Below are 12,266 nucleotides of genomic sequence, written 5' to 3'. Positions count from 1 at the left end.
CGTTAATACGAGTCTTAAAGGGCGTTAGTAAGATCTCAAAAGGGCATCTTTTCGAAGCCAAAAGAGCATGTGTTGAATTTAAGGAGTACGAAAATATTTTACATACTTCTTGCAAATTACTTCTCTACATGTAAGTAATTTGAAGTCTACCGTTACGTTACCGCTTAGATATTGATTTTCAATCCGTCGTAAGCAAAGAAAACACCTTCAGGGAGTTGTCTTTGTGCCGCTTCGTGTAAACCAATTTTGTGGGTGAGATGGGTTAAGTAAGTGCGTTTAGCTCCAATCTTCCGACTGAAAGCGATGGCTTCTGATATGAGTTGGTGAGAGTGGTGCGGACGTTCCCATCGCAACGCATTTACCACCAGTGTCTCAACGCCTTCGAGATAAGGAAGTTCCTCATCCTCAATAGTTTTCATATCCGTAATGTAGGCGAGCTTCCCAAAACGATAGCCTAAGATGGGAAGTTTTCCATGCATCACAGAAATAGGCATCACCTCAATGTCTCCAATACAGATGCGGGCATGGGACTGAATACTATGGAGGTTTAGTTTTGGTACTCCTGGGTAGGGGTTTTCTGTGAAACAATAAGGGAAATTATGGCGTAAACCATTGCAGGTGTTAGCATTGGCATAGACATCTATGTCGCCCAACGCACAATAGGGGCGCACATCGTCAATGCCTCCTACGTGGTCATAGTGGATATGTGTAATCAGTAAGCCGTCAATCTTGCGGAAGGGTTGTGGCAACATCTGTTGGCGAAAGTCAGGACCGCAGTCGATGACGATACGTGTCTTTGCCGTTTCCAATAAAGCAGCGGTACGCAGTCGGTTGTCGCGTGGGTCTTTACTCTTACATACCTCGCAGTTGCAGCCAAGTACTGGGACACCGTTAGACGTGCCAGTGCCCAGGAAAGTTAAGACCTCCCCCAACCCCTCCAAAGGAGGGGAGTACCTAACGGAATGCTCGTTGTTTATGAGTTCTTCTTGCTTCAAAGGGAATGTTCTTAAAAGCTGATTCATAGCTTGGATATATGTTTTTATTGAGATTATTAATACATAAAGCTGTCATCTATTAATACATAAAGCTGTCATCTATTAATACATAAATTCGAGCGGAAGTCGTTCCGTATCAATCGTTTCTTTCGGTATCTTTGTGTGCCATATTGTCGTTTTATCCATCTTTTGTTTGATTTCTACCACAAAGGTACGACTTTTCCCTGAATTATGAAAGTAACCTGTTGACTATTAATATTTTAATTTATAGAACCTGTCTAAAGAAACAAGTTGTTTGTTGATGGATGTAAAAACGTTGTAATGGAACAAGCATCGCACCTATTATGTTGCTCTATCTTTTCACTTTCTTTTGTATTTTTTGGATGGGTAGCAACCTTTTACTCGTAAAGTACTACAACCGCCATGTTAAAACCACCTCTCTCTTCGTTTTCCACGCTATAAAATTGTATATTTGCAGATTAAATCAGTCAAGAACAAAACCTAATTTATAATAATGACAAATATAAAGCAAAGAGACGAACTACAAGCTACGATATGGAAGATAGCCAACGAGGTGCGTGGCGCAGTGGATGGTTGGGATTTTAAGCAGTTTGTTTTGGGAACGCTTTTCTATCGTTTTATCAGTGAGAATTTTACTAACTTTATTGAAGCGGGAGACGAGAGTGTTGACTATGCTAACCTTTCCGACGATGTTATTACGCCAGAGATAAAGGACGATGCTGTCAGAACGAAGGGCTACTTTATTTATCCCAGTCAACTCTTTGTGAACCTTGCTAAGAATGCAAATACGAATCCTAATCTGAATACTGATTTAGCGGCTATCTTTGATGCGATAGAAAGTTCGGCTAACGGTTATGCATCAGAACATGACATCAAAGGACTCTTTGCTGACTTCGACACAACGAGCAACCGATTGGGAAATACGGTTGAGGAGAAAAATAGACGTTTGGCAGCCGTCATCAAGGGCGTAGAGAGCTTGGATTTCGGTAAGTTTGAGGACAATGAGATTGACCTTTTTGGCGATGCATACGAGTTCCTGATTTCTAATTATGCAGCCAATGCGGGTAAGTCTGGAGGCGAATTCTTTACGCCTCAGAATGTGTCTAACCTCATAGCACGCCTTGCGATGTTGGGGCAAAGCTCTGTCAACAAAATCTACGACCCTGCTTGTGGTTCTGGTTCATTGCTTTTACAAGCGAAAAAGCATTTTGACGACCACGTTATTGAGGATGGATTCTTTGGGCAGGAAATCAATCATACGACCTATAACTTGGCACGTATGAATATGTTTCTGCACAACATCAATTATGACAAGTTTGATATTAGTTTAGGCGATACGCTCATCAATCCTCAATATGGCGACCAAAAGCCTTTTGATGCCATTGTGTCTAACCCGCCTTATTCTGTCAACTGGGTGGGTAGTGACGACCCAACGTTGATTAATGACGACCGTTTTGCTCCTGCTGGTGTGTTGGCTCCTAAGTCGAAAGCCGACTTTGCTTTTGTGCTTCACGTCCTTAGCTACCTCTCTGCTCGTGGTCGTGCAGCCATTGTTTGCTTCCCCGGTATCTTCTATCGTGGTGGAGCGGAACAGAAGATAAGGAAGTATTTGGTAGATAACAACTTTGTTGAGACGGTTATCTCGCTACCTTCCAATCTGTTTTATGGTACGAGCATAGCTGTGAATATCCTTGTTTTGTCAAAGCATAAGTCTGAGGCTACGACACAGTTTATTGATGCCAGCGGTGAAGACTTCTTTAAGAAAGAAACGAATAACAATGTTCTGTTGCCTGAGCATATCGAACGTATTGTGGACATCTTTGGAAACAAAGAGGAGGTGCAGTATGTTGCTACGTCCGTAGACAATGCAAAGATTGCCGAGAATGATTATAACCTTTCTGTGAGCTCATACGTTGAGGCGGAAGACAAACGAGAGGTTATCGACATCAATAAGCTCAATGCCGATGTCGCCAAAACCGTTAAGCGAATAGATAGTTTGCGGGCGGATATTGATGAGATTATAAAGGAGTTAGAGCGATGAGTAACATTCAGCTATTTGAAAACCGACAGGTACGCTCGCATTGGGATGCAGAGCAGGAGAAGTGGTATTTCTCTATTGTAGATGTTGTGGCTATTCTTACGGATAGTCCTAACCCCCGTAAGTACTGGAGTGTCTTAAAGACAAGGCTAAAGAAAGAAGGAAGTGAGTTGGCTACAAATTGTAGTCAACTGAAAATGCAGTCTGCCGACGGTAAATATTACAAGACCGATGTGGCTGACACAGAGCAGCTTCTCCGCCCTTAAAAACAACAACAACAAAATGAAGAATAAAGAACAACATATATTTCCGTTTTTAGAACGACTGCTGCAAGGACATGAAGTGGTGTGGAAACCGTTGGGGGAAGTAGCGGAATTGAAGAGAGGACGTGTCTTATCTAAAACTTTTCTTCAAGATAACAAGGGTAATTATCCTGTATATAGTTCGCAGACTGCTTTAAATGGGGAAATAGGAAGAATCTCAACCTATGATTTTAATCAGGAAGCACTCACTTGGACTACTGATGGGGCAAATGCTGGTACCGTTTTTTATCGCAAGGGAAAGTTTTCAATAACAAACGTTTGTGGTTTAATAACTATAGACGATACAAATGAATTAAATTATAAATTTCTTTTTTATTGGCTAAGTGTTGAAGCTCAAAAGTATGTTTATGCAGGAATGGGAAATCCTAAGTTGATGAGCAATCAGGTAGCAAAAATCCTTATCCCTCTCCCTCCTCTTTCCGTTCAAGAGGAAATAGTTCGTATTCTTGATAAGTTTACTACGCTGGAAGCGGAGCTGGAAGCGGAGCTGGAAGCGGAGCTGGACTGCCGCAAGCGGCAGTATGAGTATTATCGTAACCAGTTGCTGTCCTTTGATTTGTTAAATAGCAAAGGTCAAAGGCTAAATAATGTTTCTGTTATGGCGTTAGGAGAAGTTGGCGAGTTCATTCGTGGCAAGCGATTTGTAAAAACAGATATTACTACTCAAGGATGTCCATGTATTCATTATGGTGAGATGTATACTTACTATGGAATATGGGCTAATAAAAGTAAGTCTTTTATCTCGCAAACATTAGTTAATAAAAAGAATTTAAGGCAGGCTTTGACGAATGATGTTATTATAGTGGGGGCTGGTGAGACTATCGAAGATTTGGGAGTAGGTACAGCATGGCTGTCTCAAACTCCGGTGGTGATACATGATGCTTGTTTTATCTTTAGGAGTAGTCTGAATCCAAAGTATGTGGCATATTTTACAAGAACAAATAATTTTCATGACCAGCTAAGACGGCATGTTTCTTCAGGCAAGATTTCTGCTGTTAACGCTAAGGGATTGTCAAAAATAGAAATCCCTGTCCCTCCCCTCTCCGAGCAAGAACGTATAGTTTCTATCCTCGATAAGTTCGACACGCTAACGAACTCAATCTCAGAAGGACTGCCAAAGGAAATAGAGCTTCGGAGAAAGCAATATGAATATTATCGGGAGCAACTACTCTCGTTCAGACATTAAGAGCGTGGACTAAACAAAGAAAAGAAATATAATGCCTATGGAGAATCACAAACCGCAGGTGCTGCGTAGCGGCACAGACTGGAAGACGTTGCACTTCTTTCAAAAAGCCGATGCGCTCTACCAAATGACGTTCGTCTTTTGCAAACGCTTCCTGCCAACCTATGGCGACCGCACTGTTGACCAAATGATTCAGGCGGCACGCTCGGGAAAACAAAACATTGTGGAGGGAAAGGAAGACGGTATGACCTCTACGGAAATGGAACTGAAGTTGCTCAACGTAGCACGTAGTAGCTTGCAGGAGCTTCGACAAGACTATGAGGACTATCTCCATACCCGTGGGCTGAGGCTTTGGGAGAGCAGTCATCCGCGTTACAACGCCCTCTTGACGTTCTGCCGAGTGCATAACAGCTATGCTGACTATGCCCCCTTTGTAAACAGATGGACGGCTGAGGAGTTTTGCAATACTGCGCTCTCACTGTGCCATATCACGGATAGGATGATGTGCCGTTACCTTGACTTCCTGCAAAAACGCTTCGTAACAGAAGGAGGAATTAAGGAGCGTATGTATGCTGCCCGCACTGGCTATCGAAAGGAGCAAGACCGTATGGCGGAAGCCCTCAAGGCTGAGAACGCTGCACTGAAAGCGGAGATGGCAAGGCTGAAAAGGCTGCTGGGAGATAAACGCAAGGAAGGGTAGGGGGCTTCTTAGCTGTTCTAATGGTCCTATGTATCCTAGCTGCCCTAGCTGTCCTAGTAATCCTAGGCTCCCTAGGTTTCCTAGCTATCCTATCCTCCCTCTAAAATAAAAACCAATCAAAACAATGACCCAATACAACACTATCGCTGAACTGCAGAACTTCATAGTTCTTGACAGTTACACAAAGGACTTTCTGATTAACGAGCCGCCTGCTGGCTATCAAAGTGAGGCTGCTCTCGAATACGAGTTGATTAAGGATTTGCAGGGACAGGGATATGAATATCTCCCTAACCTTGTTACTCCCGAAGCATTGTTGGCAAACGTTAGGAAGCAACTACAAACACTTAATAACGTTGCCTTTACTGATGCAGAATGGAAACGCTTCCTTGATGAGTATTTAGATAAGTCCAGCGACAGCATTACTGACAGAACACGAAAGATACAGGATGATTATATCTATGACTTTGTGTTTGACGATGGTCATATCCAAAATATCTATTTGGTAGACAAGCAGAATGTTGCTCGCAATAAAGTGCAGGTAATTAATCAGTTTGAACAGATGGGCACGCACGCTAATCGCTATGATGTGACCATCTTGGTCAATGGCTTGCCAATGGTACACGTGGAACTGAAAAAGCGTGGCGTGGCTATCCGTGAAGCATTCAACCAAGTACATCGATACAGTAAAGAAAGTTTTAATAGTGAGAGTTCGCTCTATAAGTACTTGCAAATCTTCGTTATTTCTAACGGAACAGATACACGCTATTTTGCCAATACTACGAAACGAAACAAAAATAGTTTCGACTTTACAATGAATTGGGCTAAGTCTGATAATACGCTGATAAAGGACTTAAAAGACTTCACGGCAACCTTTTTCCAAAAGAATACACTGCTACATGTGTTGTTTACGTATGCTGTGTTTGATAGTAGTGACACGTTACTTATCATGCGCCCCTATCAGATTGCTGCAACGGAACGACTGATATGGAAGATCAAGAGTTCTTATCAGGCTAAAAAATGGAGTAAGCCCGAGGGTGGAGGATATATCTGGCATACGACAGGGTCTGGTAAGACATTGACCAGTTTTAAGGCTGCTCGATTGGCAACGCAATTAAACTTTATTGATAAGGTGTTCTTTGTAGTCGACCGTAAGGACTTAGATTACCAAACGATGAAGGAATATCAACGTTTCTCTCCTGATAGTGTAAATGGTTCGGAAAGCACTGCGGGGTTAAAGCGAAACCTTGAAAAGGATGATAATAAGATTATCGTAACGACGATTCAGAAGCTAAACAACCTGATGAAGGCAGAGGCAACCTTGCCTGTCTATGAGCAACAGGTAGTCTTTATCTTTGATGAATGTCACCGCTCGCAGTTTGGTGAAGCACAAAAGAATCTTCGGAAGAAGTTCAAGCGATATTATCAGTTTGGTTTTACAGGTACGCCTATCTTCCCAGAGAACGCTTTAGGAGCAGAGACCACGGCCCATGTGTTTGGACGAGAACTGCATTCGTATGTCATTACGGATGCTATCCGAGATGAGAAAGTATTGAAGTTTAAGGTAGACTATAATGATGTTCGTCCGCAATTCAAGGCTTTGGAAAAGGAAACGGATGAAATAAAGTTGACAGCAGCAGAGAACAAACGGCTCTTGCTTCATCCTGACAGAATCAAGGAGGTGTCACAATATATTTTGAAGAACTTCAGGTTAAAGACGCATAGAAACCAAGGAGGTGGGAAAGGCTTTAATGCCATGTTTGCTGTGAATAGCGTGGAGGCAGCTAAACTCTATTATGAGGAGTTGAATAAGTTGCAGAAAGAGAGTGAGAAAAAGCTGAAGATTGCCACAATCTTCTCTTATGCTGCTAACGAGGAACAGAATGCTATTGGAGAAATTCAAGAAGAGAACTTTGAGCCATCGGCAATGGATAGTAGTGCCAAAGAGTTTCTGACAAAAGCCATCAAAGATTATAATGCGATGTTTAGAACAAGTTTTGGTGTAGATAGTAAAGATTTCCAAAACTATTATCGTGACTTGGCGAAACGTGTGAAGTGTCAGGATGTTGACCTTATTATTGTGGTGGGAATGTTCCTTACAGGTTTTGATGCTCCTACGCTTAACACCTTGTTTGTGGATAAGAACCTGCGTTATCATGGGTTGATGCAGGCTTTCTCACGCACTAATCGTATCTATGATGCTACGAAGACATTCGGTAATATTGTAACATTCCGCGATTTAGAGAAGCCAACAATTGATGCTATCACGCTGTTTGGTGATAAGAATACAAAGAATGTAGTGCTCGAAAAGAGTTATGAGGAATACCTCAAAGGCTTCACTGATATTGCAACGGGTGAAGCGCGTAGAGGCTATATAGACATCGTAAAGGAGCTTAAAGAGAAGTTCCCACAGCCAGATGAGATTGTTACAGAGGCAGATAAGAAAGCATTTGTAAAAATCTTTGGTGATTACTTGAAGGTAGAGAATATCTTGCAAAACTATGATGAATTTACAAATCTCAAAGAGTTGCAGAAGATAGACAGAACTAATTCTGATGCACTTGAAGCTTTCAGAGACTCACATTTCTTGACGGATGAGGAAGTAAAAGAAATGTTAGAGACGGATGTCTTGCAAGACCGTGCCGCACAAGACTATCGTTCAACCTACAATGATATCCGTGACTGGTTCAGAAGAGAGAAAGAAGGGAAAGCTTCTGAAGAGTCAAAGATAGACTGGGATGATGTTGTATTTGAGATAGACTTGCTCAAATCGCAGGAAATCGACCTTGATTATATTCTTGAACTTGTGTTTGAACATAATAAGAAAACGAAAGATAAGGACTCTCTCATAGAAGAGGTGCGCAGAATAATCAGGTCGAGCATAGGCAATAGAGCCAAAGAGGGACTTATCGTTGACTTTATTCATGAAACCAACTTAGAACCTATTCAAGATAAGTCTGGTATTATCTCAGCCTTCTTTGTGTATGCACAACAGAAACAAAAGGAAGAGGCGGCAGACTTGATAAGCGAAGAGAAACTGAATGAGGAAGCGGCAAAACGTTATATCCAAACGTCGTTAAAGCATGAATATGCCAGTGATAATGGTACCGACTTGAATGCTATCCTTCCTAAGATGAGTCCACTCAATCCGCAATATCTTACGAAGAAACAAAGTGTCTTCCAAAGGATATCGGCTTTCATAGATAAGTTTAAGGGTGTTGGTGGAAATCTTTAAGTCACATTATCGGTATAAAGGGAAATGGTTGAAGAGGGTACTCTCTGTTCGTAGGCAGCTCTGCGAGATTGTGTTACCTCCATCTTCTCCATTTCTCTGTGTACCATATATAGCGTTTTACCCTTTAACACTTTAGCCAACGGAAAAGGATGTTTTAAGGTCTTATTTCATACAATATTCGTGAATGTTTACCATCATTTGCTGTTGTGCTGATACTCTGCATATGTTGTGCTGATGCTTAACACATATGGTGCGGAGGGTTAAATTCACTATGATATAAGGATGACAGGGGATGAATTGTGAGCAAAACGTTGTAATACTAAGAATAAACAGGAGGTGTGTAGAAGCTTGTTTAGCGAAAACTCCTTTATACTTTGTAGATTAATTCGTCTTCATCTGTTCAGTCATAAAGCCATTAAACATAGGAACGCTGGCAAGGAAAAAACTATTCACCCACACGATTCGTTATAGAACCCATATATATCGGGGACTTACTTGATCATTCCACATTTCGGATGAACCCATAAGACGCTCATTATATATAGGTATTTATGGTAGTTATATATGTAGATGTTTTAGTAAATACTTGACATTACGATTTATTTTATCTAACTTTGTCCCCGGTAATTAGTAATGCTCAATTGATATGACAATATGCAAGCATATCAATTAAAGTTTCACACAATAAAAAAATTAGACACTCATGAAAAAAGCATGGAGAGGATTTACTGGAACCAAGTGGCTTGATGAAGTCAATATGCGTCAGTTTATCCAAGATAATTATGACAGTTATGATGGCGATGCCTCATTCCTTGAGGCACCAACCGAGGCAACCAACAAACTTTGGGGTATGCTCAAAGAACTGCAGAAGCAGGAACGTGCCAAAGGTGGAGTCTTAGACATGGAAACCGAAGTTGTATCGAGTATGACAGCTTACGGTCCTGGCTATATCGGTGACGGAACAAAAGAACTGGAGAAAGTCGTTGGTTTGCAGACTGATAAGCCTCTGAAGCGTGCCTTTATGCCTTATGGTGGTATAAAGATGGCTGAGCAGGCTTGTACAACCTACGGTTATGAGCCATCAGATAAACTTCATGAGATTTTCACGAAGTATTGCAAGACACACAATGATGGTGTTTTCGATGCTTATACTGACGAGATGAAACTTGTCAGACACAACCATATCCTTACGGGTCTTCCAGATACCTATGGTCGTGGCCGTATCGTTGGTGACTACCGTCGTGTAGCACTTTACGGCGTTGACTTCCTTATCAACGAGAAAGCAAAGGACCTGCGCAATTGCGGTGATGGAACAATGACCGAAGAGATTATCCGTCAGCGTGAGGAAATCTCTATGCAAATCAAGGCTTTGAAGGAGATGAAGGAGATGGCAGCCATCTATGGTTATGACATCTCTGAGCCAGCTAACAACGCACGTGAGGCGGTACAGTGGCTTTACTTTGGCTATCTGTCTGCTATCAAGACACAGAATGGTGCAGCAATGTCAGTAGGTCGTATCTCTACTTTCCTTGATATCTATATTCAGCGTGACTTCAAAGAAGGAACACTCACAGAGGCAGAAGCACAGGAACTTATCGACCACTTGGTAATGAAGTTCCGTATGGTTAAGTTTGCACGAATCCCTTCTTACAACCAACTCTTCTCTGGTGACCCTGTTTGGGCTACCCTCGAAGTTGCGGGATTGGGTATGGATGGTCGCTCAATGGTGACTAAGAACGACTTCCGTTTCCTCCATACACTTGAGAATATGGGACCTTCGCCAGAGCCTAACCTCACTGTATTGTATAGCTCACGCCTGCCAAAGCATTTCAAGGACTATGCAGCAAAGATATCAATTGATACAAGCTCTATCCAATATGAGAATGATGACGTGATGCGTCCAATATGGGGCGATGACTATTCTATCTGCTGCTGTGTATCTGCAACACAGACGGGTAAGGAGATGCAGTTCTTTGGTGCACGTGCAAACCTCGCTAAATGTCTTACCTACGCAATCAGCGGTGGTGTTGACAGCAAGACACGTGAACAGTGTGGGCCTGCTTATCGTCCAATAGAGGGTGATGTGGTAACATACGATGAGTTTATGCCTCGCTTCATGGATATGATGGAGTGGTTGGCAGGTGTCTATGTAAACACATTGAACCTCATCCATTACATGCACGATAAGTACTTCTATGAGGCTGCAGAGCTTGCACTCATTGACACTGACGTACGTCGTACTTTTGCAACGGGTATTGCTGGTTTCAGCCATGTGGTTGACTCTATTTCAGCTATCAAGTATGCTAAGGTGAGCATCATTCGTGACGAGACAGGCTTCCCAATCGAGTACAAGACAGAGGGCGACTTCCCACGTTATGGTAACGATGATGACCGTGCTGACGATATCGCTGTATGGTTGTTGAAGACCTTTATGAATATGATTCGCAAGCATCATACCTATCGTAATTCAGAGCCTACAACCAGTATCCTTACGATTACTTCAAACGTTGTATATGGTAAATTTACTGGTAACATGCCTGATGGACGTCCTGCTGGTGCACCACTTGCTCCCGGTGCTAACCCATCTTATGGCGCAGAGCAGAATGGTTTGCTGGCTTCGTTGAATTCAACAGCCAAACTCCCATACGAGTATGCGCTCGATGGTATTTCTAACACACAGACTATCAGTCCAGAGGCACTCGGACACAATGACGAGGAGCGTATCAGTACACTCGTTGGTGTCATGGATGGCTACTTCAATCGCGGTGCACACCACTTGAATGTCAATGTCTTTGGTGTTGACAAACTGATTGACTGTATGGAACATCCAGAGAAAGAAGAGTATGCTAACTTCACCATCCGTGTGAGCGGTTATGCTGTGAAGTTCATCGACCTTACTCGTGAGCAGCAGCTGGATGTTATCGCACGTCGTGCACATGGTTCAATGTAAAGTGGATAATACGCAAAAGGAATTTTCCAAATTACAAGATAGTATGCTTCAGGTCCATTCCATCGAATCTTTTGGTTCGGTGGATGGACCCGGAATACGCTTTGTGATTTTCCTCAAAGGGTGCACAATGCGGTGCCAGTACTGTCACAACCCAGATACATGGAGCAGAGCGGGGGGACAACTCCGCTCTGTTGATGATGTCTTGACACAAGCCCAACGTTATCGAAGTTATTGGGGAGAGAAAGGCGGTATCACCCTGAGTGGGGGTGAGGCTTTGTTGCAAATACAACCTCTTACTGAACTGTTTCGTAAAGCTAAGGAATTAGGAATCAATACCTGCCTTGATACTTCAGCCCAACCTTTCAATCGGGAGTCGAGTAGCTTCTCTGCTTTTGAGGAGTTAATGAAATATACCGATTTAGTATTGTTGGACATAAAGCATATTGATAGCGATGCTCATAAGCAATTGACTGGTTGGAAAAACGAGAATATCCTCGACTGTGCTCGCTATCTCTCGGATATTGGGAAGCCTGTATGGATAAGACACGTCTTGGTTCCTGGTATCAATGATGATGACACATCACTACACAAACTTCGTGCTTTCATAGACACATTAAGCAATGTCGAACGTGTTGATGTACTGCCTTATCATTCGTTAGGAGTGTATAAATGGGAGCAATTAGGAATCCCATATGCACTCACTGATGTCAAATCGCCTACGGAGGAAGGCGTTCTTCATGCACGAAAGGTGTTAACAGAGTAATATTTCCCACAAATAATGCGTACAAACACGAAGTGTCAGAATCTCACGTTTGTACATATTT

The 12,266-nt window shown here is 42.4% G+C and carries 7 protein-coding genes and 1 pseudogene; 7 read left to right on the top strand and 1 reads right to left on the bottom strand.

From position 1 onward, the window contains the following. Positions 1-164: 164 nt before the first annotated feature. Positions 165-995 (bottom strand): MBL fold metallo-hydrolase, encoded by an 831-nt coding sequence (locus J5A56_RS02690; protein WP_231370816.1) that lies wholly within the window; start codon positions 993-995, stop codon positions 165-167. Positions 996-1,509: 514 nt separating this feature from the next. On the opposite strand from J5A56_RS02690, the gene J5A56_RS02685 reads away from it, so the two are divergent. The 7 genes and pseudogenes from J5A56_RS02685 (at position 1,510) to pflA (ending at position 12,205) form a co-directional block, all read left to right on the top strand. Beyond that, positions 1,510-3,057, top strand: coding sequence for a type I restriction-modification system subunit M (locus J5A56_RS02685; protein WP_021672153.1), 1,548 nt, complete (start codon positions 1,510-1,512; stop codon positions 3,055-3,057). Then, positions 3,054-3,314 (top strand): annotated as a pseudogene (locus tag J5A56_RS02680) (hypothetical protein); the annotation flags it as partial. The gene J5A56_RS02685 and the pseudogene J5A56_RS02680, both read left to right, overlap by 4 nt. 22 nt (positions 3,315-3,336) lie before the next feature. Next, entirely contained in the window at positions 3,337-4,563 is a 1,227-nt protein-coding gene (locus J5A56_RS02675) for a restriction endonuclease subunit S (protein WP_021672151.1), read from the top strand. 37 nt (positions 4,564-4,600) lie between these two features. Then, positions 4,601-5,260, top strand: a complete 660-nt coding sequence (locus J5A56_RS02670; protein WP_231370815.1) for a four helix bundle suffix domain-containing protein — start codon at positions 4,601-4,603, stop codon at positions 5,258-5,260. Positions 5,261-5,384: 124 nt separating this feature from the next. Further along, a complete protein-coding gene (locus J5A56_RS02665; RefSeq protein WP_021672149.1) occupies positions 5,385-8,492 on the top strand; it encodes an HsdR family type I site-specific deoxyribonuclease in 3,108 nt (1,035 codons plus the stop codon). 703 nt (positions 8,493-9,195) lie between these two features. Further along, positions 9,196-11,442 carry a formate C-acetyltransferase gene (pflB, locus tag J5A56_RS02660; protein ID WP_021670605.1) on the top strand — a complete coding sequence of 749 codons (2,247 nt, stop codon included), beginning with the start codon at positions 9,196-9,198 and terminating at the stop codon, positions 11,440-11,442. Beyond that, complete coding sequence (gene pflA, locus J5A56_RS02655) at positions 11,429-12,205, top strand: pyruvate formate-lyase-activating protein (RefSeq protein WP_021670606.1); 777 nt, start codon at positions 11,429-11,431, stop codon at positions 12,203-12,205. The genes pflB and pflA overlap by 14 nt, the downstream gene beginning before the upstream one ends. Positions 12,206-12,266 lie beyond the last annotated feature (61 nt).

The organism is Prevotella melaninogenica (assembly GCF_018128065.1).
Lineage (GTDB): Bacteria > Bacteroidota > Bacteroidia > Bacteroidales > Bacteroidaceae > Prevotella.
Note: the sequence above shows the minus strand (reverse complement) of the source record. Positions and strands in the feature narration are given on the sequence as shown.

Excerpts from the sequence above, each read along its gene's own strand:
- J5A56_RS02685 (WP_021672153.1), top strand. The coding sequence starts at position 1,510 with ATGACAAATATAAAGCAAAGAGACGAACTACAAGCTACGATATGGAAG.
- J5A56_RS02675 (WP_021672151.1), top strand. The coding sequence starts at position 3,337 with ATGAAGAATAAAGAACAACATATATTTCCGTTTTTAGAACGACTGCTG.
- J5A56_RS02670 (WP_231370815.1), top strand. The coding sequence starts at position 4,601 with ATGGAGAATCACAAACCGCAGGTGCTGCGTAGCGGCACAGACTGGAAG.
- J5A56_RS02665 (WP_021672149.1), top strand. The coding sequence starts at position 5,385 with ATGACCCAATACAACACTATCGCTGAACTGCAGAACTTCATAGTTCTT.
- pflB (WP_021670605.1), top strand. The coding sequence starts at position 9,196 with ATGAAAAAAGCATGGAGAGGATTTACTGGAACCAAGTGGCTTGATGAA.
- pflA (WP_021670606.1), top strand. The coding sequence starts at position 11,429 with ATGGTTCAATGTAAAGTGGATAATACGCAAAAGGAATTTTCCAAATTA.